Here is a 25,240-nt window from a genome sequence, read left to right on the forward strand (position 1 = left end):
CGGTCGCACATGGTCGGAGCCGGACGACGACGGGCCTGGCCGCGCCCTCGCCCGCGAGAAAGAATCCCCAGGAGGACCCTACAAGGGACCCTGAGCAGCACAATGGACGGATATAAAGCTCACACCGCCCCACAGAACTCATCTGGGGCGGTGTGAGCCGGAGTTGTTCAGTTGTGCCGGTATGCCGGCGACAGGTCTGGTGTCAGTGCTTCTCGGGACCGACGTGGTACTCGAAAACCATGCCCGCGGAGGTGCCGATGATGATGAGCGCCGAGAAGATGGAGAACCAGAAGTTACCCGTGGCGAAGCCGACGGCGAACAGTGCGGCACCGCCCGCCAACGCGATCGGCCACCAGCTGTGCGGGCTGAAGAACCCGAGCTCGCCGGCGCCGTCCTCGATCTCGGCCTCTTCGTAGTCCTCGGGCCGGATCTCGACGCGGCGTGCGACGAACCGGAAGTAGGTGCCCGCGAGCAGGGTCAGGCCACCACTGAAGAACAACGCCGTGACACCGGCCCACTCCACATCGCGGCTGGAGAACGCCGTGCAGATCGTGTAGACGATCGCCGCGAGGAAGAAGAACGCGGTCAGGAGCTCAAAAAGCCTGGCTTCGATTTTCACCTGTTGGCTCCGATCGTGCAGTTGGCGAGCGTGGTGTTGTCCGCGTCACCAAGATCCTTGGGGGTGTCACCGCCGGTCTTGCGCCGGGTCTCGAAGGGCACCGTCGTGACCGACTCCGGCTGCTGGCACACGTACTCCAGTGCCTGGCCGTTGGTCCACTCCGGATTGCTCTGGCGAGCTTGGATGTAGCGGTCGAAGACGTCCCGCTGCACCGCACGGACCTCGAAGTTCATCATCGAGTGGAACGTGCCGCACATTTCCGCGCAGCGTCCCACGAATGCGCCCTCGCGCTCGATCTTGGACACCTGGAAGCGGCTGTCGGAATGGTTCTGCTTGGGGAACGGCATCACGTCGCGCTTGAACAGGAACTGGGGAACCCAGAACGAGTGGACGACGTCGGCGGATTTGACGTCGAACTCGATACGCTCACCCACCGGCAGGACCAGCACCGGGATCTCCGTCGAGCTACCGACTGTCTCGATCGTGTCGAAGTTCAGGTAGTTGCGGACGTCGTCGTCACGTCCACCGGCCGGTCCCGGCTTGTCCTCGTCGGTCTCATGGCCGTCGTGTTCGAGCTTCTCGGGCACCTGGACGTCGAACGGGGTCTTGTTGTCGCCGCCGGCCGAACCCTTCTCGATCTCGTCGGGGTTGCCCTTGCGCTCGAGCAGATCGAGCTTTTCGCCGCTGGCGAGGGTGACCTGCTGATAGCCGAACTTCCAATTCCACTGGAACGCCGTCACGTCGACGACGACGGTCGGATTGTCCTGCTTCTTCTCGACGTCGTTCTGCACGACGACGGTGAAGTAGAACAGCACTGCGATGATGACGAACGGAATCGCGGTGTACGCCAGTTCCAGCGGAACGTTGTAACCGAACTGCTTGGGGAACTCATCCTCCCCGTCCTTATGACGGTGGAAGGTGATGGTCCAGAAGATCAGGGCCCAGACGATGATGCCCATGACAAGGGCGGCGATGACCGACCACGTCCACAGGTGCTCCATGTCCTTCGCCTCGGAGGTCACGCCCTCCGGCCAACCGAAACGCATCGCGTCGTGGGCATCACACCCCGACATCAACAGCGCGCCGAGACCCAGCGCAACCACCAGACCGATCTGCTTCACGATCCGGGGCCGCTTCGCGCTCTGCGGCTGCTGTGCATTCGGAGCCGCAGATGAGACATGCCTCGTCCGGGGCCGTCCACCGTGTGCCAATTTCACGCCTTCCTGCTCGCTCGGAAAGGCTGTTCCAGCCGTCCGAGTTGCCGTGCCACATGACCCGCGCGGTGCGAAAACTCCCGCGCTGCGCCGAGTAATGGGCTCTCGGCACACCACAATTCTCGCACCTAGTACTACGCAGCGTAGACCAACCCGGCGAACCTTTCGTGATTGGGGCGGGTATGGCGCATGACCAGGCCGATCCGGCCACGTGCGGCGGGAGCGGCCGACACTCCCGGCGCCGCGGCCCGGGCCCATCCGGGACGGCTCGCGCGGCTGTCCCGGCACGGGCGAGCGCGTGGCCGACACGCGGGTGCGGCGCCGACTGCGGCATACTCGACCCGTCGGATTCACCCGGCCGACCACGGCGCCGGGCCCCGTCCTATCACCCCGACACCCGACCTGACGTGAGGAATTGCCTTCAATGTGTGGACTGCTCGGCCTTCTGACCTCCGACGGCTCCGCCGCACGCAACGCCGACGGCACCCCCTCGGACGCGGTCGGCCTCGTGGCGGCGGCCTCGCACTGCATGCGCCACCGCGGCCCGGACGAACCCGGCACATGGCATGACGAGCACATCGTCCTGGGCTTCAACCGCCTCTCGATCATCGACATCGAGGCATCACATCAGCCGCTGCGCTGGGGCCCGCCCGACAATCCCGAGCGCTATGCACTGGTCTTCAACGGCGAGATCTACAACTATCTCGAGCTGCGCGCCGAATTGGCCCGCGACGAGGGCGCGGTGTTCCGGACCGAGGGCGACGGCGAGGCGATCGTCGCCGCATTCCACCATTGGGGACCCGATTCGGTCCGCAGGCTCCGCGGCATGTTCGCCTTCGCCATCTGGGACACCGACAATCGGTCACTGTTCCTGGCGCGCGACCCGTTCGGCATCAAGCCGATGTTCCTGGCAACCGGACCGGGTGGGACGGTATTCGGCAGCGAGAAGAAGAGCCTGCTGGAGCTGATCGACAGGATCGGCCTGTCCCCCGATCTCGATCCGCGCGCCACCGAGCACTACACGGTGCTGCAGTACGTTCCCGAACCGGAGACCCTGCACCGTTCGATCCGCCGGCTCGAATCGGGAACGTACGCGACACTCACACCCGGTTCGGCACCGTCGGCGCGGCGTTACTTCGCACCGCAGTTCGCGGTGCGGCCGGTCACCGAGGCGACCCGGCAGTCGCGCTACGACGAGATCGCCCAGGTGCTGCGTGATTCGGTGGCCAAGCACATGCGCGCCGACGTGACCGTCGGCTCGTTCCTGTCCGGCGGTATCGACTCCACCGCCATCGCGGCGCTGGCCATCCAGCACAATCCGGACCTGATCACCTTCACCACCGGTTTTCAGCGGGAGGGCTATTCGGAGGTCGATGTCGCGGCCGAGTCGGCGGAGGCGATCGGTGCCCGGCATGTGGTCAAGGTCGTCGGTCCGGACGAGTTCATCGCGGCCATCCCCGAGATCGTCTGGTATCTCGACGACCCGGTGGCCGATCCGGCCCTGGTGCCGCTGTATTTCGTGGCGAAGGAAGCGCGCAAACACGTCAAGGTGGTGCTGTCCGGTGAGGGCGCCGACGAGTTGTTCGGCGGCTACACCATCTACAAGGAACCGCTGTCGCTGAGTGCCTTCGACAAACTGCCCACCGCCCTGCGACGGCTGGCCGGCAAGGTCTCCGACCGTATCCCCGAGGGCACGCGGGGCAAGAGTCTGCTGCACCGTGGCTCGCTCACGCTGGAGGACCGCTACTACGGCAACGCCCGCAGCTTCGACGACGCCCGGCTACGCGCCGTGCTGCGCGACTACCGTCCCGAGTGGACGCACACCGATGTCACCGCGCCGATCTACGCCCAGTCGCAGGGGTGGGATCCGGTGGCCCGGATGCAGCATATCGACCTGTTCACCTGGTTGCGCGGCGACATCCTGGTCAAGGCCGACAAGATCACCATGGCCAATTCACTGGAACTGCGCGTGCCGTTCCTGGACGCGGAGGTGTACAAGGTCGCCGAGACGCTTCCCTTCGACGAGAAGATCGCCCATGGCACCACCAAGTACGCCTTGCGCAAAGCGCTCGAGCAGATCGTTCCGCCGCATGTGCTGCACCGCCGCAAGCTCGGCTTCCCGGTGCCGATCCGGCATTGGCTCGCCGGTACCGAGATGTACGACTGGGCGCACGAGACGATCGCCGCCTCGCAGACCGACCACATCTTCGACAAGAGCGTGGTCGTGGCGATGCTCGGCGAGCATCGCGCCGGAACCGTCGACAACAGCCGCCGCCTGTGGACGATCCTGATCTTCATGGTGTGGCATGCCATCTTCGTCGAGAAGACGCTGGTGCCGGCGATCACCGACCACGACTATCCGGTCCGTCTCTGACCGCGCATAAGTCAGGGACCGCCCGTCGCACATTGCGACGGACGGTCCCGGACTCGTTCATGAGGTACCGGACGAGTCAGATGACGGCACCGATCTCACCGGAAGCGTCCTCGCCGTAGGCTCCCTTGATCCGGGTGAGGGCGGCGTCGCGGTCCCACGACCAGTCCTGCGTCGAGACCGCTTCGAGGACCAGCACCGCGACCATCGAGCCGAGTTGGGCGGCCCGCTCGTACGACAGGCCCTTGCTGATACCCAGGAGGAAACCGGCACGGAATCCGTCGCCGACACCTGTCGGGTCGACCTTCTCGATCTCCGGGACGACGGCCACGTGCACACTCTGCCCGTCGACGATGTCGACGCCGTTGCCGCCGAGGGTGGTGATGCGGGTGCCGACCAGCCCGGCGACCTGCGCCTCGGACAGACCGGTCTTCTGCTGCAGCAGACCCCATTCGTATTCGTTGGTGAACAGGTACCGCGCACCGTCGATGAGTTCGCGGGCCTGCTCGCCGTCGAGCCGGGCCAGCTGCTGGGACGGGTCGGCGGCGAACGGCACGCCCGCCTCACGGCATTCGCGGGTGTGCCGCAGCATCGCATCGGGATCGTCGGCGCCGATCAGCACCAGTTCGGGGGTGCCGCGCCCGGCGAACAGCTCGCGCAGCGAGATCTCGCGGGCCTCGCTCATCGCGCCCGGGTAGAAGGTGGCCAACTGCGCCATCGTCTCGTCGGTGGTACAGGTGAATCGCGCGGTGTGGTGGGCCTGCGAGATCCGCACGGCACCGCAGTCGACACCGCTGCCCTCGAGCCACCGGCGGTAGTCGTCGAAGTCGGCTCCGGCAGCGCCCACCAGCACGGGCGAACCGCCGAGCTGGCCCATGGCGTAGGCGATGTTGCCGCCCACCCCGCCGCGCCGGACGACCAGATCGTCGACGAGGAAACTCAGCGAGATGTGTTCGAGCTGATCACGCAGCAACTGCTCGGAGAACTTGCCGGGAAAGGTCATCAGGTGGTCGGTCGCGATGGACCCACATACGACGATAGTCACGGCATCCCACGCTACCCGCCCGTGACGCTGCACCGGCCGCACCCCCGTGGCACGGGGGTGCGGCCGGTGCAGCGGGACGTCAGTTGAACGAGTCGCCGCAGGCGCAGCTGCCGGTGGCGTTGGGGTTATCGATGGTGAAACCCTGCTTCTCGATGGTGTCGACGAAGTCGATGGTGGCGCCCTGCACGTACGGCGCGCTCATCCGGTCGACGGACAGCGTGACGCCGCCGAAGTCGGCGGTCAGGTCACCGTCCATGGCGCGGTCGTCGAAAAACAGCTGGTAGCGCAGTCCAGCGCAACCACCCGGCTGGACGGCGATGCGCAGCGACAGGTCGTCACGGCCCTCCTGATCGAGCAGTGCCTTGGCCTTACCCGCGGCCGCCTCGGTCAGGATGACGCCGGTCGACGTGACGGCGCCGGATTCGTTTGCAACGGTCATGTGCTCTGCTCCTCGTGCATTCGAGCGGGGGTCTTCAGCGTCAACGGTACCCTTTCCCCGGCTATTCCCCCTCCCCGGCTATTCCCACCCGCCCGGCCCGGTCCTGCTGTCCCGGTCCTGCTCCCCCGGCGCGCTCCACCGGGCGGCGACATCGGTGGCCAGGCCCGTCAGCTGAGCGGCCGCATCCGACATCGCCAGCTCGACCGAACCGGCTCGGTCAACGATCGCGTAGGCCCCGGTGATCCCGGCGTCGGCGATCTCGTCGGCCGCGAGCACGACCTGCCCGGCGAAGACGACCGCGGGTACTCCGCGGCCGATGGCGGCCGAGGTGAGCGCGGCGACGACCTTGCCGCGCAACGTCTGCGAGTCGAACTTGCCCTCGCCGGTGATCACCAGGTCGGCCGCGGCCAGCACCTCGGCCTGGCCGGTGGCCTGCGCGACGACGGTCGCCCCGGACACCCGGTGACCGCCCAGCGCCAGCAGTGCCGCGCCCAGCCCACCCGCGGCCCCGGCCCCGGGAAGTTCGCCGACATCGCGCCCGGCGATCTCGGCGAGCACCCGCGACCACGAGGTCAACCGGTCCTCGATCTCGGTGACGGTGGCCGGATCGGCCCCCTTCTGCGGTCCGAACACCGATGCCGCGCCGAGCGGTCCGAGCAGGGGGTTCTCCACGTCGGAGGCCACCACGATCTCGGTGTCGGCCAGCAGTTCCCGGGCGGCACCGGGCCCGCCGAGCGCGCCGATCAGGCCGGCTCCGCCGTCGCTGGTGGCACTGCCGCCGAGCCCGATAACCAGCCGCCGTGCCCCGGCGGCGAGGGCGGCCGCGATCAGTTCGCCCAGCCCCTCGGTGCCGGCGGCGAGCGCGGTGCGCGGGGTCGGCGCGCCGCCGAGCTGGTGCAGGCCGCAGCACTGCGCGGATTCCAGATAAGCGGTCGCGACGTGCGGTCCGGTATCCAGCAGCCACCGCGCGTCGACTCCGGCGCCGAGCGGGCCGCACACCCTGGTGGTGCGGACCGTGCCGAACCGGGACGCGAGCACCTCCACGAAACCGGGCCCGCCGTCGGACTGGGGCGCCAGCAGCACGGTGTCGGCTGCGCGGGCCGCCAGCCAGCCGGCGGCGATACATTCGGCGGCGGCGACGGCGGTGAGCGTATCGCCGAAGGAGTCCGGTGCCACCAGCACGGTCATGGGCTCGGGCATGGGCTGAGTCATAGCCGGAGTATAGGGAGGTCCGCGCACATCGGCAGGACAGAATCGCCTACTCTCGAACGCGTGAAACTGCCATGGAAAAAGGACGACGACGCCCCTTCGCCAACCGACGACGAACAGGCGGCGGCGGACACCGCCGAGGCGGACGAGTCCGCCACCGGCAAGGGCAGTGCCTATACACCCGGCAAGGGCCGCCCGACCCCGTCGCGGCGGGAGGCGCAGGGCCGCAGGCGTGGCCCGGTGACCCCGGCACCGACGACCAGGGCCGAGGCGCGGGCCCGCAAGAAGGAACTCAAGTCGACGATGACGCGCGAGGAGAAGCGCGCCGCGTCCGACGAGCGCAGGGCCCGGCGGGTCGAACAGCGCGAGAAGATGATGGCCGGCGACGAGCGCTACCTGATGCCCCGTGACCAGGGTCCGGTGCGCGGATTCACCCGCGACGTCGTCGACTCGCGGCGCAACCTGGCCGGTCTGTTCATGCCGTTCGCGATCGTGCTGATCTTCTTCATGTTCACGCCGATCTCGGTCAACTATCCGATGATCATGAACATCGTGCTGCTGCTGTTCGTGATCTTGATGGTGGTCGACGCGGTGATCCTGGGCCGCCTGGTCAATCGTCGGGTCCGCGAGCGCTTCCCCGACAGCGCCGACGGCGGTTTCAAGCTGGGCTGGTATTCGTTCAGCCGGGCGATGCAGCTGCGCCGGATGCGCGCGCCGCGACCGCGCGTGTCGGCCGGTGACCCGGTCTGAGCGCATGACCGGAACACGAACCCTCATCCTGGGCGGGGTGCGGTCGGGTAAGTCGGCCCACGGGGAGGCACTCCTGGCCGCCCACCCGCGGGTCCGCTATCTGGCCACCGGCCCGACCACGTCGTCGGACACCGAATGGGTGGCCCGGGTGCGCGCACACCGCGAACGCCGCGGCGAGCGCTACCGGACCGTCGAGACCTCCGATGTGGCGCGCGCGCTCGCCGACGATCCGGCCACGCCGACGCTCGTCGACGACCTCGGCAACTGGGTCGCCGCGCAGGTCGACTCCGTCTCCGGCTGGGACGATCCCGCCCGCGACATCGAGGACGCGGCGGCGGCGTTCGCGGCGGCGGTGGCCGCCTTCACCGGGGACCTGGTGCTGATCAGTCCGGAAGTGGGTCTGGCCCCGGTGCCGATGACCCCTGCCGGGCGCCGCTTCCAGGACGATCTGGGTGCACTCAACGCGCGGATCGCCCGGGTCTGCGACCGGGTGCTGCTGGTGGTGGCCGGCCGGGTGCTGGAACTGCCGGGTGCGACCGTCGACGGCGCGCTTCCCGCCGCCGACGCGGCGGACATTGTTCACGCGGCGCCCGTTCCTGTGCCCGCCATTCCTGTGCCCACCGTTCCTGTGCCCACCGTTCCTGTGCCCGCCATTCCTGTGCCCACCGTTCCTGTGCCCACCGTTCCTGTGCCCGCCATTCCTGTGCCCGCCGTTCCTGTACCCACCGTGACACTGCCGGTCGACGGCGGGCCGACGGTCACCGCGGGCCCCGCCCGCACCGACAACGCGGACCGGCACCCCGATCAGGGGCCGGACCATCAGAGGTACGGGGCGGAGCGGACGGGCGCCCTGCCGGTACCCGCGCGGCCCGTCGACCCCGCCGACGCCGAGATCTTCCCCCCGATCGACGCGCCCGATCACGACGCGGCCGAGGCTGCCCGCGCCCGGCAGCTCACCCTCACCAAACCGCCGCGATCGCTCGGCCGGCTCGAAGATCTGGGCACCTGGATCGCCGCGTGCCAGGGGATGTGCCCGCCGCATCCGCTGCGCGCGCCCAGGGTCGTGGTGTTCGCGGGCGACCACGGCGTCGCCCGCGACGGCGTGTCGGCGTATCCGCCGGAGGTCACCGCACAGATGGTGGCCAACATCTGCGACGGCGGTGCCGCTATCAACGTGCTGGCCCGGCGGGCCGGCGCGACGGTGCATGTGGCCGACATCTCCGTCGACGCCGACACCGACCCGGCGATCTCCGCCTTCAAGGTGCGGCGCAGCAGCGATGATCTGCGGATCACCGACACGCTCAGCCTCGACGAGGCGCGCCGGGCGCTCGCGGCCGGCCGGGCCATCGCCGACAGTCTCGTCGACTCCGGCGCCGACCTGCTCATCGCCGGTGAGATGGGGATCGGCAACACCACCCCGGCCGCCATCCTGGTCGGCACGATCGCCTCCCGCGAACCGGTGGAGGTCGTCGGCCGGGGTTCGGGTATCGACGACGCCGGCTGGATCCGCAAGACCGCCGCGATCCGCGACGGGATGCGCCGGGTGCGCAGACACCGGCACGACCCGCTCGCGATGCTCGCCGCCGTCGCGGGTGCCGACCTGACCGCGATGGCGGGGTTCCTCGCGCAGGCCGCGGTCCGCAAGACGCCGGTCATCGTCGACGGGGTCATCGTCACCGCGACGGCGCTGGTCGCCGAGCAGTTGGCGCCGGGTGCCGCACAGTGGTGGGTGGCCGGGCACCGTTCGGCCGAACCCGCCCATTCGCTCGCGCTCGAACATCTCGATCTGGATCCGATCCTGGAGATGTCGATGCGGCTCGGCGAGGGCACCGGGGCCATGCTGGCGTTGCCGGTGGTGCAGTCGGCGATCGACGTACTCACCTCGATGGCGACGTTCGGCGAGGCGGGTGTCTCGGGCGGCTGAGGCCACTCCGATGAAGCACCACTCCCCCGTCCGCGCCATCCATGTCGCCGTCAGCTGGCTGACGGTCGTGCCGGTGCCCACCCCTACCGTCGAGATGGATCGGTGCACCGGCGGCGCGGTGATCACGGCCGTCCCCGTCGTCGGCGCCCTCCTCGGAACCGTCGCCGCCGCATCGGCGTTCGGCCTGTCCCACACCGCGCTGCCGACGGCGCTGATCGGGGTGCTGTTGGTGGTGGGTCTGGCCCTGATCACCCGCGGCATGCACGTCGACGGCCTGGCCGACACCGTCGACGGACTGGGCTGTTACGGACCTCCCGAGCGGGTCGCCGAGGTGATGAAGTCGGGTTCGGTCGGGCCGTTCGGTGCGGCGGCGATTGTCGCGGCGGGTGCGGTGCAGGCCGTCGGCTTCGCCGCGCTCACCGACCAGCATCGTTGGTACGACATCGTTTTCGCGGTCGTGGTGGGCCGTTTCGCCGCAGTCCTCGCGTGTCGGCGCGGGCTGGGCCCGGCCGCCGCCACCGGATTCGGCGCGATCGTCGCCGGTACACAGCGACGGTCGCTGATCGTCTGGCCGATCATCCTCCTGGCCGGCGCCGCCACGCTCGGCGCCGCCGGGCCCGGCGGCTACGACGCGGCCCACGCTGTGGCCGCGGCAACGACTTTCGTGGTCGTGGCGGCATCGATACTGCTGCTGTCGCGGCACTGTGCCCGCCGCATCGGCGGCATCACCGGCGATGTTCTGGGCGCGGCCATCGAACTGGGCCTGGCGATGACTCTCGTCGGTATCCTCATCCGATAGCAAACCCCCGTCGGCGGCTTCGCGGCGTCACAGACCTTCCAGGAGGCATGATGGCAAGGACTCCCCTCACGATATGCCGGGCCCAGGCCCCCGCGCTGTTGGTGGCGCTCGTAGGAGCGCTACTCGTGTCGGTACCCTCTCGCGCCGACGCCGCAACCCCTCCCCAGGCCGGATTCGAGGTGTCGAACGGGGCGGTCGTCGTACACGTCCACAATCTCCCCCGCCGCCCGATCCAATGCCAACTGTGGATCCCTGATCCCCTGCCCTGGGGCTTCGACACCAACCGCATCGTGAAACAACGCACGGTCAGAACCGGGTCCGTCACGCTCGCGGCGGTTCCGCAGCTTCACCCGTTGCCGTACCGCTACTACACTTTCGTGCACTGCTTCGCGGACCTGAACGGCGCGTCGCCGTTCAGCTTCGTACGCTCGACGACGCTCTGGGTCACCCCGTTCGGCGGCTTTCAGTCGTAAGTCACCCGAAGCGGGTCGGTAGCCGGTCGCAGTGAGGCCGCCGTCGATCCCGTATGCCGGCATCGACAGCGACCTCGATACGTCGTCAGTGCAGGCGGGTCATCCAGCCGTGGGTGTCGGCGAAGGTGCCGCGCTGGATGCCGGTGAGGGTGTCGCGCAGCGCCATGGTGACCTCACCCGGCTGTCCGTCGGCGATGGTGTAATCCTCACCGACCCCGCGAACCCGGCCGACGGGCGTGATGACCGCGGCGGTGCCACAGGCGAACACCTCGGTGATGTCGCCCGAGGCCGCCCCCTTGCGGAGTTCCTCGGTGCTGATCTTGCGCTCCTCGACACCGAATCCGGCGTCGGCGGCCAGGGTGAGCAGTGAGTCACGGGTGATCCCGGGCAGCAGCGAACCGCTCAGCTCCGGGGTGACCAGGCGTGCGTCCGAACCCGACCCGAACACGAAGAACAGGTTCATGCCGCCCATCTCCTCGATGTAGCGGCGCTCGATGGCGTCGAGCCAGATCACCTGATCGCAGCCCTGCGCGGTGGCCTGCTGCTGGGCGAGGAACGCGGCGGCGTAGTTGCCGCCGCACTTGGCGAAACCGGTACCACCCGGGGCCGCGCGCACATATTCGGTGCACAGCCACACGCTCACCGGCTTGATGCCGCCGGCGAAGTAGGCACCGGCCGGGGAGGCGATCACCGAGTACAGGTACGACCCGGACGGCGCGTTGACGCCGAGACCGGCCTGCGAGGCGAACATGAACGGGCGCAGGTACAGCGACTCCTCGCCACCGGCCTCGGGCACCCACGCGTTGTCGGCGTCGAGCAGCGCCTTGAGCGAGCCGATGAAGTCGTCGATGGGCAGCGCCGGCATGGCCAGGCGCTCGGCCGAACGCTGCAGACGCGCGCCGTTGGCCTCGGGGCGGAAGGCGGCGATCGAACCGTCCGGCTGGCGGTAGGCCTTGAGACCCTCGAAGATCTCCTGGCCGTAGTGCAGGACCATCGCCGACGGATCGAGGGCGATCGGGCCGTACGGCTTTACCTGCGCGTTGTGCCATCCCCGGTCGACGTCGTAGTCGACCATCACCATGTTGTCGGTGAAGAACTGCCCGAATCCCGGTGCGGCGAGAATTTCCGAGCGCCGCCCCTCCGAGACGGGGTGCGGATGTTCGGTACGGCTGAACTGCAAGGTCATCGGACCATCTTATCGCCGCGGGCCAACTGATTTCCGCCGACCCGCATACACGATCGGCGCTGTCCGGTTCAGACGTGTGATGTGACGAACGGCGGGATCACCACTTCGCAGGCCAGCGCACGTCCCCGGACGTCGATCGCCACCTCGTCGCCCGTGCGCACGCCCGACGCGGTGTCGAGCAGCGCCAGCGCGATGCCGTGTTTGAGGGTCGGCGAAAACGTACCCGAGGTACAGGTGCCGATCGGCGTTCCGTCGGCCGCGGTCACCGAGCAACCCTCGCGCGGGATGCCGCGTCCGGTGGCGCGCAGCCCGTACAGGCGCCGCGAGGGACCCGCGGCCTTCTCGGCGAGCAGGGCGTCGCGGCCGAAGAAGGCGGGCTTGTCCCAGCCGACGGCCCAGCCCACCCGCGTCTGTACGGGGGTGATCGCGGTGGACAGTTCGTGCCCGTGCAGCGCGTAGCCCATCTCGGTGCGCAGGGTGTCGCGGGCGCCGAGTCCGGCGGGTTGTCCGCCGACTGCGCCGACCTGCTCGGCAAGCGCGTCGAAGACCGGGCCGGCGTCGGACCAGCGCGGCAGGATCTCGAAGCCACGTTCGCCGGTATAGCCGGTCCGGCACACGCGTACCGGTACCGCGCCGGCGGGCAGGGACAGTTCGGCGTCGGCGAACGCCATGTACTCCATGTCCGCGGGCAGTCCGAGATTTTCCAGGACCTCGGGCGCACGGGGGCCCTGCACCGCGAACACCGCGTACTCGCGATGCTGGTCGGTGATCGTGATCGACCCGGGTGCGACGGCGCGCAGTGCCTCGACGACGGTCGCCGTGTTGGCCGCGTTCGGCACCAGGAACACCTCGTCCGGGCCGACCAGGTAGGCGATCAGGTCGTCGACGACACCCCCGGACTCAGTGCAGCACAACGTGTATTGGGCCTTGCCCGGGGCGATCTTGCCCAGGTCGTTGGTCAGCGTCGAGTTCACGAAGTCAGCGGCCCCCGGACCGGCGACCAGAGCCTTGCCGAGGTGACTGACGTCGAAGACACCCGCCGCCTCACGGACGGCGGTGTGCTCGGCGACGGTGCCCGCGTACGACACCGGCATGTTCCAGCCGCCGAACTCGGCGAAACTCGCACCCAGCGCGATGTGCCGGTCGGCGATCGGCCCGTCCAGAAGTTCACTCATGGCGCTCTAGGCTACTGGGTCCATCCGATCTCCCGTGCCGTTCCGCCCACCCGGACCGGCGACGGCCGCAACCTCGACGCTCGGTGTGTCCGCTGTGGCAGAGTTGACCGGGTGAGCAAGAACGACTCCTTCGACCGCGTCCGCGGCCCCGAACTGCACCTGTCCGCCACCATCGACGCCGACGACACGGTCCTCGTTCTCGGCCTGATCGGCCCCGAATCCACCGACGGCGACGGTGACGGCGATACGGGCGAACCCACCCTCGTCACCGTCGACGGAATCCTCGACGACGCCGCCGCCGAACAGATCTCGGCATCGCTGGCGGCACTCGGCGCGACCGGCAAACACGGTGAGGTGCACCGCTTCCCCGCCCCGGCCTCGGTTCCGGTCGAGCTGATCGTCACCGTCGGCCTGGGCGCGGCAACCGATCTCGACGACGCCGACAAGGTACGACAGGCCGCGGGCATCGTCGCGCGCTCCCTCGACGGCCGGGACTCGGTGGCCACCACACTCTCGGATGCGAACCTGGCCGCGGCCGCTGAAGGATTCTTCCTCGGCGCCTACCGGTTCGAGGAGTTCCGCTCCGACAAGTCGCGGTCGAAGAAGGCGCCGCTGTCGTCGGTCACCCTGCTCGTGGAGGAGCGGAGCAAGGAGGCCAGGGCCGAACTCGCCCACGCCGCCGCCGTCGCCGACTGCGTGGCGCTGGCGCGTGATTTCGTCAACACCCCGCCGAGCCATCTCTACCCGCAGGAGTTCGCCGACCGGGCCCGCATCCTGGCCGGCGGTGCCGGACTGAAGGTCGAGATCCTCGACGACACCGAGCTGGAGAAGAACGGCTACGGCGGCATCGTCGGCGTCGGCAAGGGGTCCTCCCGCCTGCCCCGGCTGGTCCGGCTGACCCACAACGCCGGCAAGGACGCCAAGACGGTCGCGCTGGTGGGCAAGGGCATCACCTTCGACACCGGCGGCATCTCGCTCAAGCCGCCCGCCGGCATGGAGAACATGACCTCCGACATGGGTGGCGCCGCCGCCGTGATCGCCTCGACGATCCTGGCCGCCAGACTCAAGCTGGACGTGAACGTCATCGCCACCGTGCCGATGGCCGAGAACATGCCCTCGCACACCGCGCAGCGGCCGGGTGACGTGCTCACGCAGTACGGCGGCACCACCGTCGAAATCATCAACACCGACGCCGAGGGCAGGCTGATCCTGGCCGACGCGATCGTCCGGGCGGGTGAGGACAACCCCGACTACCTCATCGACACCGCCACACTCACCGGTGCGCAGATGGTGGCCCTGGGCACCCGCACCCCCGGCGTGATGGGCACCGACGAGTTCCGCGACCGGGTGGCACGCCTGTCCACCGAGATCGGCGAGAACGCCTGGCCGATGCCGCTGCCGGGAGAGTTGCGCGCCGAGCTCAATTCGCGGGTTGCCGATCTGGTGAACGCCGGCTCCCAGCGCTGGGGCGGGATGCTGCTGGCGGGTGTGTTCCTCAAGGAGTTCGTGCCCGCCGACGTGCAGTGGGCACACATCGACATCGCCGGTCCCGCGTTCAACACCGGCGGTCCGTGGGGCTACAACCCCAAGGGCGGTACGGGCGTACCGGTCCGCACGATCCTGGCCGTTCTCGAGGACGTCGCCGCCAACGGCTGAGCTCTGTTCACCGGTCGCCGCCCGGCGGTGAGGTGTGCAACCGAGTGGCCGGCTGCCGAACTGCCCGGGCGGTAAGTACCGCACATCACATGTCCATAAGCGAACACGGGTAGGGTTCTATCCCGAGGTGTCGACCACCCGCCGATGCCGACCCGCACACAATTTGCCCGTCAACAACGTGTCAAGTTTTGAGTTTGAGGAGTCAACAACGATGGCCTTCTCCGTCCAGATGCCCGCCCTGGGTGAAAGTGTCACCGAAGGAACAGTGACCAGGTGGCTCAAGGAGGAGGGAGACACGGTCGAGGCCGACGAGCCATTGCTCGAAGTATCGACCGACAAGGTTGACACCGAGATCCCGGCTCCCGCGTCCGGTGTGCTGATCAAGATCGTCGCACAGGAGGACGATGTGGTGGAGATCGGCGGTGAGCTGGCGCTGATCGGCGATCCGTCCGAGTCCGCCGGCGACGCACCCGCTCCCGCCGCGCCCGCCGCCGAGGAACCCGCCGCACCCGAACCCGAACCGGCAGCCGAACCCGCAGCCGCGCCCGCCGCACCGGCCTCGGACGCCGAGGGCACCGAGGGCACCGAGGGCACCGAGGTCGTCATGCCGGCGCTCGGCGAATCGGTCACCGAGGGCACCGTCACCACCTGGCTCAAGGCCGTCGGCGACGAGGTGTCCGCGGACGAGCCGCTGCTTGAGGTCTCCACCGACAAAGTCGACACCGAGATCCCCGCGCCCGTCTCAGGCACCCTGCTGGCGATCTTCGCCGAGGAGGACGACGTAGTCGAGGTCGGCGGCAAGCTGGCGATCATCGGTGCGGCCGGTGCCGTCCCGGCCGCCGCACCCGCGGCCCCGGCCCCCGAGCCCGAACCCGAGCCAGTGGCAACCGCACCCGAGCCGGCACCGGCACCGGCACCGGCACCCACTGTGTCGGCACCGGCCGAGTCGGCGACCGTCGTCAAGGCCGACCCGCCGACGATCGAGTCGACACCGTATGTGACCCCGCTGGTGCGCAAGCTGGCCGCGGAGAACAACATCGACCTGAACTCGCTCAAGGGCACCGGTGTGGGTGGTCGCATCCGCAAGCAGGACGTGCTGGCGGCGGCCGAGGCCGCCAAGGCCCCGGCTCCGGCCCCGGCCGCACCCGCCGCCGCACCCGCGGCGGGCACACCGACCGAGTCGGCCGCGGCCCCCGAGGTCAAGCCCGAACTCGCAGCGCTGCGCGGAACGACCCAGAAGGTCAACCGGATCCGCCAGATCACCGCCAAGAAGACCCGCGAATCGCTGCAGGAGAGCGCGCAGCTGACGCAGGTTTTCGAGGTCGACATGAGCAAGATCGTCGCCCTGCGCAAGGCCGCCAAGGAGTCCTTCAAGGCGTCCGAAGGTGTCAACCTGACGTTCCTGCCGTTCATCGCCAAGGCGATTGTGGAGGCGCTCAAGGCGCATCCGAATGTGAACGCGTCCATCGACGAGGCCGCCAAGGAGATCACCTACTACGGCAACGTGCACCTCGGTATCGCCGTTGACACCGAGCAGGGTCTGCTGTCCCCGGTCATCCACAACGCCGACGATCTGTCGATCGCCGGCCTGGCCCGGGCGATCGCCGACATCGCCGCCCGCGCCCGTTCGGGCGGGCTCAAGCCCGACGAACTGGCCGGTGGCACGTTCACCATCACCAACATCGGCAGCCAGGGCGCGCTGTTCGACACCCCGATCCTGGTTCCGCCGCAGGCGGCCATGCTCGGCACCGGCGCGATCGTCAAACGCCCGGTGGTCGTCACCGAACCCGACGGTTCCGATGTGATCGCCATCCGCTCAATGTCGTACCTGCCGCTGACCTACGATCACCGGCTGATCGACGGCGCCGACGCCGGACGTTTCCTGACCACTGTCAAGAAGCGACTCGAGAGCGGGTCGTTCGCCGCGGATCTGGGTCTGTAGCGGCCATGAGGATTGCCGTCGCAGGGTCGGCGGGGCTGATCGGTTCAGCTCTCGTCGACACCCTGCGCGGCTCCGGCCACACCGTGACCCGCCTGGTACGCAGGCAGGCGCGGGAGGCCGACGAACACCACTGGGATCCGGAGACGTTCGGGGTCGACCCGCAAGCCCTGACCGGGGTCGAGGCCGTGATCGGGCTCGGTGGCGTCGGGATCGGCGATCACCGCTGGTCGGGCCGCTTCAAGCAGGAGATCCGCGACTCCCGGATCACCCCCACCGAGGTGCTGGCCGAGGCAGTCGCCACGGCCGGGGTACCGAGGTTCATCAACGCCAGCGCCACCGGATACTACGGCGACACCGGATCGCGTGCCGCGGTCGAAACAGACCAGGCCGGAACGGGTTTCCTGGCCGAGGTGGTGCGGGACTGGGAGGACGCGGCCACCTCGGCCACCGGTTCGGCCGGCGTCACCCTGCTGCGCACCGCCCCGGTGCTCTCGGCGCGCGGCGGGCTCCTCGGCAGGCTCAAGCCGCTGTTCCGGATGGGTCTGGGTGCCACCGTGGGTGGCGGCGACCAGTACTTCTCCTGGATCACGCTGCCCGACGAGATCGCGGCGATCGTGACGATCCTGGAGAACAACATCACCGGTCCGGTCAACCTGTGCGCGCCCAATCCGGTGCGGTTCACCGTTTTCGCCAAGGCGCTGGGCTCAGCGCTGCACCGCCCGGCACGGCTGGCCGTGCCGGGTTTCGTGGTGCGCGGACTCGGCGGTGAAATGGCCGAGGAAATGATTCTGTATTCCCAGCGCGTTGTACCGCAGGTGCTCACCAACAGCGGTTTCACCTTCGCCCATCCCGACATCGACGCGGCATTGGAGTACGCCGGTGCCTGACCCCGACACGTACTTGGGCAGCGGCGTGCGTATGAGCGCCGGCCCCGTCGAGATCCGCCGGCTCGGCGTCGTGGACTACCGTGAGGCCTACGACCTGCAGCACCGGCTCGCGGCCGAGCGGGCCGACGGCATCCTCGATCACGACGTGCTGCTGCTGCTCGAGCACCCGTCCACCTACACCGCGGGCAAACGCACCGAGGACTCCGACCGTCCCACCGACGGCTCGCCGGTCATCGACGTCGACCGCGGCGGCCGCATCACCTGGCACGGCCCCGGTCAGCTCGTCGGCTACCCGATCATCCGGCTCGCCGAACCGCTCGACGTGGTCGAGTACGTGCGCCGGCTGGAGTCGGCGCTCATCGCGGTGTGCGCCGGTCTCGGCGTCGTCACCGGACGTGTCGACGGCCGGTCCGGGGTGTGGATCAGCGACGATGCCGGCGAGCGGAAGCTCGGTCAGATCGGTATCCGCGTGGCCCGGGGTGTGGCGCTGCACGGTTTCGCGCTCAACGTGGACCCGGACATGTCGGCGTTCGCCGCGATCGTCCCCTGCGGCATCGCCGATGCCGGCGTCACCTCACTCGCCCGTGAACTGCACCGGCCGCTCTCGGTGACCGATGTCATCGACGACGTGTGTGCCCGGATCGCCGAGGCGCTGGACGCTCCGCGTCCTTCCTCCCCCGGTCGGGTCGGCAACCCCGCTGCCACCGACATCCGGCCCACCCCCGACCCAGATATCCACGGCACCGCGGCCCCGGGCCCGATGTCCCCGACGCGCGTAGGATCAGCACAGTGACAGCCACCCCCGACATCCGTCCACTCCCCCTGCATGATGTCGGCCCGGGCCGGTCGTCATCCGACGCGGGTGGCTGCTGCGGTTCCGGCGGCTGCGGTCCCACCGCGCCCGAGACCGCCGCCGCCGCGACCGCATCCCCCGCACCCGCATCCCCCGCACCCGCATCCCCCGCACCCAAGGACGGCCGCAAGCTGCTGCGCCTGGAGATCCGCAACGCCCAGACCCCCATCGAGCGCAAACCCAAGTGGATCAGGACCCGGGCCACGATGGGCCCGGAGTACAGCGAGCTCAAGGGTCTGGTGAAGCGGGAGGGCCTGCACACGGTGTGCGAGGAGGCGGGCTGCCCCAACATCTACGAATGTTGGGAGGATCGCGAGGCGACGTTCCTGATCGGCGGGGAGCAGTGCACCAGGCGTTGCGACTTCTGCCAGATCGACACGGGCAAACCGGCCGCACTCGACCTCGACGAACCGCGCCGCGTCGCCGAAAGCGTGCAGGCGATGGGGCTTCGCTATTCGACGATCACCGGCGTGGCCCGCGATGACCTGCCCGACGAGGGCGCCTGGCTGTACGCCGAGACGGTCCGCGCAATCCACCGGCTCAACCCGGGTACGGGTGTGGAGAACCTGATCCCCGACTTCCACGCCAAACCCGATCTGCTGGCGGAGGTGTTCGACGCCCGCCCGGAGGTGCTGGCGCACAATCTGGAGACGGTGCCGCGCATCTTCAAACGCATCCGGCCGGCCTTCCGCTACGAACGGTCCCTCGACGTGCTCACCGCGGCACGTGATGTCGGTCTCGTCACCAAGTCGAATCTGATCCTGGGGATGGGTGAGACCCCGGAGGAGGTCCGCGAGGCCCTCACCGATCTGTACGAGGCCGGCTGTGACATCGTCACCATCACCCAGTACCTGCGCCCTTCTCCCCGGCATCATCCGGTGGAACGCTGGGTCAAGCCGGAGGAGTTCGTCGAACACTCGCGGTTCGCCGAGGAACTCGGCTTCGCCGGGGTGATGGCCGGGCCGCTGGTGCGCTCGTCCTACCGCGCCGGTCGCCTGTACGCGCAGGCGATGGCCCGGCACGGGCGGGAGCTGTCCGAGTCGCTGGTGCATCTGGCCGCCGAGGGTACGGCCAGCCAGGAGGCATCGAGCGTGCTCGCCCGCATGGCTCGCTGACGGACCGTTCGCAGCGGGCGAACCCGGCCACCCGGAGCCGGGCCCACCACGTAAACTGACCACCATGGCAAAGGCGAAGTCGGCGGTCAGCAAAGAAGCGAAGGCCGCGGCCAAACAGGCACGTAAGCAGGCGTCGAAAGAACGGCGTCAGCAGCTCTGGCAGGCGTTCCAGATGCAACGCAAGGACGACAAGCGCCTCATCCCGTACATGGTCGGGGCATTCCTGCTGGTCGTCGCGCTCGGTGTCCTGGTGGGCTTCCTGATCGGCGCACCGTGGCTGTTCATCCCGCTGAGCATCGTGCTCGGTGTGCTCGCCGCGTTCATCCTGTTCGGCCGCCGCGTACAGAGCTCGGTGTATAAGAAGGCCGAGGGACAACCCGGTGCCGCCGGGTGGGCGCTGGGCAACATGCGTGGTCAGTGGCGGGTCAAGCAGGCAGTGGTGGGCACCTCGCACCTGGACGCCGTGCACCGGGTGATCGGTAAACCGGGGGTGATCTTCGTCGCCGAAGGCAACTCGGGCCGCATCAAACAACTGCTCGCACAGGAGAAGAAGAAGGCCGCCCGCATCGTCGGCGACACCCCCATCTACGAGATCATCGTCGGCAACGACGAGGGTCAGGTGCCGTTGTCCAAGCTGGAACGGCATATCAACAAGCTGCCCCGCAACATCGACGGCAAACGTATCGACGCACTCGAGGGCAGGTTGCAGGCGCTGGGCGGAAAGTCGGGTGCGGCCGGTATGCCGAAGGGTCCGTTGCCCACCGGCGCCAAGATGCGCGGTATGCAACGTACCGCCCGTCGGCGCAGCTGAGGACCGCGCATGCACATCACCGACTCGTGCAGGACAACGGCCGGCGCGGTCGGGGTGATCCTGGTTTGCGCGGGCGCACTGACCGCCTGTATGTCCGATCCGGCCGGCGAGGAGTTCACCCTCGCCGGCGGCACGACGGTGCAGGTGCAACCACCGAGCGGCTGGCAGGCGCGCGAGGCCGACGGTACGGTTCTGCTCACCCCGAAGGGCGATGACCGCGACCTCGCCGGACTGACCGACGCCCTCACCTCCGCGCAACTCGGCTCGTCCTCGCGTGGGGCCAACTTCCTGACCATCACCACGGTCGGGCGGTGCGGCGGCGACGGCTCCTGGTTGTGGAGCACCACGGTGCGTACCAGCAGCGGCGTGCAGTCCGGTGAGGTCCGCGGCAAGGCCGGCGACAGGTGTGTGGCGGTCCACGCCAGTTACGCACAGGGCGGCGGTGACGACTCGGCGAACGGAGCCGAAACCGGTCCGCCGTCCGTCGACCTGCTCGGCAAGGTCGTCGACGGCGACATCGTCAGCATCGACTGACGTAACCGGCGACATCGTAGGCATCACCGCGCGCGGTGGATCGGCTATCCGTAGCGGATCAGGGATGCCTGACGGGTGCCGGTGCTCGCGTTGTACCAGAACAGGTACGGGCCGACCATCCGCAGGTTGACGTCGTCTGCGCTTTCGGTCGACTTGACGCGCCACACCTCTTTTCCGGTGACGCTGTCGTACGCGGTTATCGCGCCGGGACCGGGTTCGTCCGAGGTGCGGTCTCCGTCGAACACGATCCGTTCTCCGTCACTGCCGACGATCTTCTGATAGATGCTGGTGGTGAAGGTCGCCAGACGGGCACCGTCGGCGAGCTTGTACACCTGCCACTTCTTCTCGTCGTTCTCGTAATCGCTTTCGACCACGAAGGTACCGGCGACGGTCTCGACGTCAGTGGAATAGGTGAACCCCGCCGAGTCCTCCCACAGCACCGAATGGTCCGTCGTCCTGATCACGCCGGTGGTGTAGTCGGAGCTCTTGCCCTCCCGCTGGAACACCACGGCCGCGCTTTCGGTGCCGTCGGCGTAGGACGGGAGCTGGATGTCGTCGATGTCCTTGATGTGGATGCCGTTGCTGTCGTAGAACTTGATCACCGACTGATATATCGAGCGGTAGCTGACCGCGAATCCCCCGGCGTGCGGTACCGCGCTCATGTACACATCCACGCTGCCGATGCGGCTCTTCTTGTCCGATTCCTCTGTGAAGGCGAACTTGTCGTCGGTGGAGTCGTACAGCAGCGCGCCGGTGTCCATCTGATACACCGACGCCGACTTTGTGTCTTCGCGGACGGCGACCACATTGCCGGCTTCGGACAGGGTCAGGTCGTCCTGGCCGATCCGCGGCTGCCTGTTCCACTGCTTTGCGCCGTCGGAGCTGACCCAGGCGATCGAGGCCTGCGACTTGTTGCCGTCGGAGTCGTATTTTCTGGTCCACACCACGAATCCGTTGCCGGCGCGCTGGATCTTGGCACTTCCGGGTGCCGTGACGGTGACGGTGCGTAGTTCGGAGCCGTCGGCCGGGTCGATGAACGCGACCTGGGTGGAGCTCGCGGAGTTGCTGTCGTTCCGCAGGCACGCCAGCTTCTTGTCCCGGCTGATGGCGCACCATGTGGCCAGGACCGGACTGGGTGCGTCCCACAGCGGCTTCCCGTCGGTGGGGTCGACGGCCATGATAGGCGCGGGCCCCTGGTCGCTCGACAACCCGGCGACGATCGCCATGTCGGCGTCGGCCGTGCGGATCATCAGGTACTTCACGCTGCGTGACTGTCCGAACAGCGTGGTGGCGTCGTTCTCCCAGCGGTTGTCCGGCTGCGCGGGCATCGACGTGAGTGTGATGGACTCGCCCGCCTCCACCTGTTTGAGCGTGATCCTCGATGAGGTGCCGTTCAGCTGGACCGGCACCGCCACGGCCGCGATGAGCGCCATGACGAGAGCGCTGACGACGCCGAGGCCGAACAGCGTAAAACCTGCGATTCTCCCCATTCGTGCTACCCAAGCACATCACATGGGTGCGGTGCCAACGGCACCCGCCGTCGCGGTTGCGCCACCCGCGGGTCAGCGGGTGCGGATCAGCGCGGTGCCGGTGCCCCGGTCGTGCAGCGCGCGGCCGTTGTAGTCGTTGATCAGCGCGGGTACCAGAAACACGATGAGTACCTGCCGGGCGATCGCCCGGACGATCCCGACGGCGGCAGGCGCGGTGGTGCCGGTCACCTCGGCGGTGGCGCGTTCGGTGCCGAGGTCGACGCGCATCACGCGCATCCCGACGACGAACTGGCCGGGGGTGAAACCGAAGATCGACACGGCCACCACCCCGATCACGAACCAGACGCCCAGCACCGCGGTACCCAGGTAGGCCGAGTCGAGCGGGACGAACAGCAGACTCACCCCGTAGGCGAGGATCCAGTCGACGAGCAGGCCGAGAACCCGCGTCCAGCCGGTGGCCAGCGATCCCGGGCCGGACTCGGGCAGACCCAGATCAGCTCCCCGGTACTCGACGTCTTCGGGGCTGCCGATCTGGGGACCCGACAGCCATGATCCGGTTACTCGACCCATGGCGTCCATAGTAGAGGCCGACCGGGTGTCCGCTCACCCCCGCGACAGACCGGCGATCGGCACCACATCGGAGCGCCCGGAGGAATAGTGTTGACAGCGCCAGAACCAGAGCCCGCCGACGTAACACAGGGGAAACATAGGCTTGACTCCTGGGCAACCTCGGCTCCATAGCGTTCTGACTTGAGATCCGCTGCTGGAAGCTCGGTGGCGGATGAGGCGAGTGGGCGCCACGGTCGCAGCGGACCGCTGAGACCGGGGTGCACGCGCGTTTCGCTCCCGGCGCCGGCAACCCGGCAACCGATCACGAAGGAGTCACCGGACGGTGTACAGCAGCAACGAAGAACTACTAGAGGGCATCAAGAAGGAGGGCGTCGAGTACGTCGACATCCGCTTCTGCGACGTGCCCGGCGTGATGCAGCATTTCTCGATCCCCGCATCGGCGTTCACCGCGGACGTGTTCGAGGAAGGCCTGGCGTTCGACGGCTCCTCGGTGCGCGGCTTCCAGTCGATCGACGAGTCCGACATGATGCTGCTGCCCGACCCGGCAACCGCGCGGATCGATCCGTTCCGCAAGGCCAAGACGATGAACCTGAGCTTCTTCGTCCACGACCCGTTCACCCGTGAGGCCTACTCCCGCGACCCCCGTAACGTCGCCCGCAAGGCCGAGGACTACCTGGCCTCCACCGGCATCGCCGACACCTGCTTCTTCGGCGCCGAGGCCGAGTTCTACATCTTCGACTCGGTGTCCTTCGACTCGCAGATGAACGGCACGTTCTACGAGATCGAGTCGGAGTCGGGCTGGTGGAACACCGGTTCGCCGACCGATCCCGACGGCAGCCCCAACCTGGGCTACAAGGTCCGCCCGAAGGGCGGCTACTTCCCGGTCGCGCCGTACGACCACTATGTGGATCTGCGCGACGAGATGTCCACCAACCTCACCAATGCCGGGTTCACCCTGGAGCGCGGTCACCACGAGGTCGGCACCGGCGGCCAGGCCGAGATCAACTACAAGTTCAACACCCTGCTGCACGCGGCCGACGATGTGCTGCTGTTCAAGTACATCATCAAGAACACCGCCTACCAGGCCGGCAAGACCGTCACGTTCATGCCCAAGCCGCTGTTCGGTGACAACGGTTCGGGTATGCACGCCCACCAGTCGCTGTGGAAGGACGGCAAGCCGCTGTTCCACGACGAGTCGGGCTACGCGGGCCTGTCGGATCTGGCGCGCTACTACATCGGCGGCATCCTGCACCACGCTCCGTCGCTGCTGGCGTTCACCAACCCGACCATCAACTCGTACAAGCGTCTGGTCCCCGGCTACGAGGCACCGATCAATTTGGTCTACAGCCAGCGCAACCGGTCGGCCTGTGTGCGTATCCCGATCACCGGCAACAACCCGAAGGCCAAGCGCCTGGAGTTCCGTTGCCCGGACAGCTCGGGCAACCCGTACCTGGCGTTCGCGGCGATGATGATGGCCGGCCTGGACGGTATCAAGAACAAGATCGAGCCGCACGAGCCCGTCGACAAGGACCTCTACGAGCTCCCGCCGGAGGAGGCCAAGGGTATCCCGCAGGCCCCCACCTCGCTGGCCGCGGTCATCGACAAGCTCGAAGAGGATCACGAATACCTCACCGCAGGTGGTGTCTTCACCGAGGACCTGATCGAGACCTGGATCGCGCTCAAGCGTGAGAACGAGATCGAGCCGGTGCAGATCCGTCCGCACCCCTACGAGTTCGCGCTCTACTACGACTGCTGAGCACTGAGTCGTACGGGCTGCTGATCGCACGGTCTTTCCGCGCGCAGTACAGCACAGGGCCCGCCCAGCACATCTGCTGGGCGGGCTTTGTCGTTGCGTGCCCCGGACAGTCCCGCGCCGCGTACCGTTCTGTACCGTCGGCCGTTCCGTACCGCAGGGTAGGGGTGTTTTTCCTGGTCAGCAGGGGACCTTGTGCCCTGCCGCACCCAGATCACACAAGCAAATATCAAGTTATGTACCGCACACGTTTCGCCGACGACCTGGCTCCCGGAGACCGCATCGCCATCGCGGGCTGGCACGGAACAGTCCGGACGAATCATCCACACGGCACCAACGACCGACTGATCGAACTGGTGCTCAGTTCCGATGACCGCAATCAGATCGTGCTGAAGGCGGGCGAGGTCGTCGAGGTTCTCTGACCT

General features: G+C 68.3%; 23 protein-coding genes. 14 read left to right on the top strand and 9 right to left on the bottom strand.

The window, feature by feature from the left end:
* Positions 1–202: 202 nt before the first annotated feature.
* Positions 203–619, bottom strand: a complete 417-nt coding sequence (locus tag GII31_RS13510) for a cytochrome c oxidase subunit 4 (RefSeq protein ID WP_213243820.1) — start codon at positions 617–619, stop codon at positions 203–205.
* A complete protein-coding gene (ctaC, locus tag GII31_RS13515) occupies positions 616–1,830 on the bottom strand; it encodes an aa3-type cytochrome oxidase subunit II (RefSeq protein ID WP_407649977.1) in 1,215 nt (404 codons plus the stop codon). The genes GII31_RS13510 and ctaC overlap by 4 nt, the downstream gene beginning before the upstream one ends.
* A 427-nt stretch (positions 1,831–2,257) precedes the next feature.
* Here ctaC and asnB point away from each other — a divergent pair, with 427 nt between their 5' ends.
* A complete protein-coding gene (asnB, locus tag GII31_RS13520) occupies positions 2,258–4,207 on the top strand; it encodes an asparagine synthase (glutamine-hydrolyzing) (protein WP_213243822.1) in 1,950 nt (649 codons plus the stop codon).
* A 76-nt stretch (positions 4,208–4,283) separates the two neighbouring features.
* Here the strand turns inward: asnB and GII31_RS13525 are convergent, their stop codons facing one another.
* The 3 genes from GII31_RS13525 to GII31_RS13535 all read right to left on the bottom strand — a co-directional run bounded on the left by GII31_RS13525 (position 4,284) and on the right by GII31_RS13535 (position 6,876).
* Positions 4,284–5,249 (bottom strand): carbohydrate kinase family protein, encoded by a 966-nt coding sequence (locus GII31_RS13525; protein ID WP_213243824.1) that lies wholly within the window; start codon positions 5,247–5,249, stop codon positions 4,284–4,286.
* 79 nt (positions 5,250–5,328) lie between these two features.
* On the bottom strand, positions 5,329–5,688 hold the full coding sequence (locus GII31_RS13530) for a HesB/IscA family protein (protein WP_213243826.1): 360 nt from the start codon (positions 5,686–5,688) through the stop codon (positions 5,329–5,331).
* A 78-nt stretch (positions 5,689–5,766) separates the two neighbouring features.
* Complete coding sequence (locus GII31_RS13535) at positions 5,767–6,876, bottom strand: glycerate kinase family protein (protein ID WP_213250380.1); 1,110 nt, start codon at positions 6,874–6,876, stop codon at positions 5,767–5,769.
* Between the two features lie 84 nt (positions 6,877–6,960).
* Here GII31_RS13535 and GII31_RS13540 point away from each other — a divergent pair, with 84 nt between their 5' ends.
* The 4 genes from GII31_RS13540 to GII31_RS13555 all read left to right on the top strand — a co-directional run bounded on the left by GII31_RS13540 (position 6,961) and on the right by GII31_RS13555 (position 10,843).
* Entirely contained in the window at positions 6,961–7,647 is a 687-nt protein-coding gene (locus GII31_RS13540) for a DUF3043 domain-containing protein (protein WP_213243828.1), read from the top strand.
* A 4-nt stretch (positions 7,648–7,651) separates the two neighbouring features.
* Positions 7,652–9,571 (top strand): nicotinate-nucleotide--dimethylbenzimidazole phosphoribosyltransferase, encoded by a 1,920-nt coding sequence (gene cobT, locus GII31_RS13545; RefSeq protein ID WP_260839982.1) that lies wholly within the window; start codon positions 7,652–7,654, stop codon positions 9,569–9,571.
* Positions 9,572–9,581: 10 nt separating this feature from the next.
* The gene (locus GII31_RS13550) at positions 9,582–10,370 is read left to right on the top strand and encodes an adenosylcobinamide-GDP ribazoletransferase (protein WP_213243832.1); all 789 of its coding nucleotides are present in this window, start codon (positions 9,582–9,584) and stop codon (positions 10,368–10,370) included.
* Between the two features lie 125 nt (positions 10,371–10,495).
* Positions 10,496–10,843 carry a hypothetical protein gene (locus GII31_RS13555; RefSeq protein WP_213243834.1) on the top strand — a complete coding sequence of 116 codons (348 nt, stop codon included), beginning with the start codon at positions 10,496–10,498 and terminating at the stop codon, positions 10,841–10,843.
* An 85-nt stretch (positions 10,844–10,928) separates the two neighbouring features.
* Here GII31_RS13555 and GII31_RS13560 read toward each other — a convergent pair whose 3' ends face one another.
* Both GII31_RS13560 and gcvT read right to left on the bottom strand, forming a co-directional pair.
* Complete coding sequence (locus GII31_RS13560) at positions 10,929–12,029, bottom strand: branched-chain amino acid aminotransferase (protein WP_213243835.1); 1,101 nt, start codon at positions 12,027–12,029, stop codon at positions 10,929–10,931.
* Between the two features lie 68 nt (positions 12,030–12,097).
* Entirely contained in the window at positions 12,098–13,204 is a 1,107-nt protein-coding gene (gene gcvT, locus GII31_RS13565; protein WP_213243836.1) for a glycine cleavage system aminomethyltransferase GcvT, read from the bottom strand.
* Positions 13,205–13,315: 111 nt separating this feature from the next.
* Between gcvT and GII31_RS13570 the strand changes: the two genes are divergently transcribed.
* The 7 genes from GII31_RS13570 (at position 13,316) to GII31_RS13600 (ending at position 21,002) form a co-directional block, all read left to right on the top strand.
* Positions 13,316–14,860: a leucyl aminopeptidase gene (locus tag GII31_RS13570; protein ID WP_213243837.1), complete on the top strand. Its 1,545-nt coding sequence runs from the start codon at positions 13,316–13,318 to the stop codon at positions 14,858–14,860.
* 211 nt (positions 14,861–15,071) lie between these two features.
* The gene (gene sucB / locus GII31_RS13575; protein ID WP_260839983.1) at positions 15,072–16,802 is read left to right on the top strand and encodes a 2-oxoglutarate dehydrogenase, E2 component, dihydrolipoamide succinyltransferase; all 1,731 of its coding nucleotides are present in this window, start codon (positions 15,072–15,074) and stop codon (positions 16,800–16,802) included.
* 5 nt (positions 16,803–16,807) lie between these two features.
* Positions 16,808–17,689, top strand: coding sequence for a TIGR01777 family oxidoreductase (locus tag GII31_RS13580; protein ID WP_213243841.1), 882 nt, complete (start codon positions 16,808–16,810; stop codon positions 17,687–17,689).
* A gap of 31 nt (positions 17,690–17,720) precedes the next feature.
* Positions 17,721–18,482 carry a lipoyl(octanoyl) transferase LipB gene (gene lipB / locus GII31_RS13585; RefSeq protein WP_213250383.1) on the top strand — a complete coding sequence of 254 codons (762 nt, stop codon included), beginning with the start codon at positions 17,721–17,723 and terminating at the stop codon, positions 18,480–18,482.
* A gap of 191 nt (positions 18,483–18,673) precedes the next feature.
* The gene (gene lipA / locus GII31_RS13590; protein WP_260840508.1) at positions 18,674–19,657 is read left to right on the top strand and encodes a lipoyl synthase; all 984 of its coding nucleotides are present in this window, start codon (positions 18,674–18,676) and stop codon (positions 19,655–19,657) included.
* Between the two features lie 64 nt (positions 19,658–19,721).
* A complete protein-coding gene (locus tag GII31_RS13595; RefSeq protein WP_213243843.1) occupies positions 19,722–20,468 on the top strand; it encodes a DUF4191 domain-containing protein in 747 nt (248 codons plus the stop codon).
* Positions 20,469–20,477: 9 nt separating this feature from the next.
* The gene (locus GII31_RS13600; RefSeq protein WP_213243846.1) at positions 20,478–21,002 is read left to right on the top strand and encodes a hypothetical protein; all 525 of its coding nucleotides are present in this window, start codon (positions 20,478–20,480) and stop codon (positions 21,000–21,002) included.
* A gap of 44 nt (positions 21,003–21,046) precedes the next feature.
* Here GII31_RS13600 and GII31_RS13605 read toward each other — a convergent pair whose 3' ends face one another.
* Entirely contained in the window at positions 21,047–22,492 is a 1,446-nt protein-coding gene (locus tag GII31_RS13605; RefSeq protein WP_213243848.1) for a PQQ-binding-like beta-propeller repeat protein, read from the bottom strand.
* Positions 22,493–22,564: 72 nt separating this feature from the next.
* Positions 22,565–23,062 carry an RDD family protein gene (locus GII31_RS13610; RefSeq protein ID WP_213243850.1) on the bottom strand — a complete coding sequence of 166 codons (498 nt, stop codon included), beginning with the start codon at positions 23,060–23,062 and terminating at the stop codon, positions 22,565–22,567.
* A gap of 322 nt (positions 23,063–23,384) precedes the next feature.
* Here GII31_RS13610 and glnA point away from each other — a divergent pair, with 322 nt between their 5' ends.
* Entirely contained in the window at positions 23,385–24,818 is a 1,434-nt protein-coding gene (glnA, locus tag GII31_RS13615) for a type I glutamate--ammonia ligase (protein ID WP_260839984.1), read from the top strand.
* Between the two features lie 233 nt (positions 24,819–25,051).
* Positions 25,052–25,237: a hypothetical protein gene (locus GII31_RS13620; RefSeq protein ID WP_213243853.1), complete on the top strand. Its 186-nt coding sequence runs from the start codon at positions 25,052–25,054 to the stop codon at positions 25,235–25,237.
* Positions 25,238–25,240: the final 3 nt, after the last annotated feature.

This window comes from Gordonia pseudamarae, assembly GCF_025273675.1.
Taxonomy (GTDB): domain Bacteria; phylum Actinomycetota; class Actinomycetes; order Mycobacteriales; family Mycobacteriaceae; genus Gordonia; species Gordonia pseudamarae.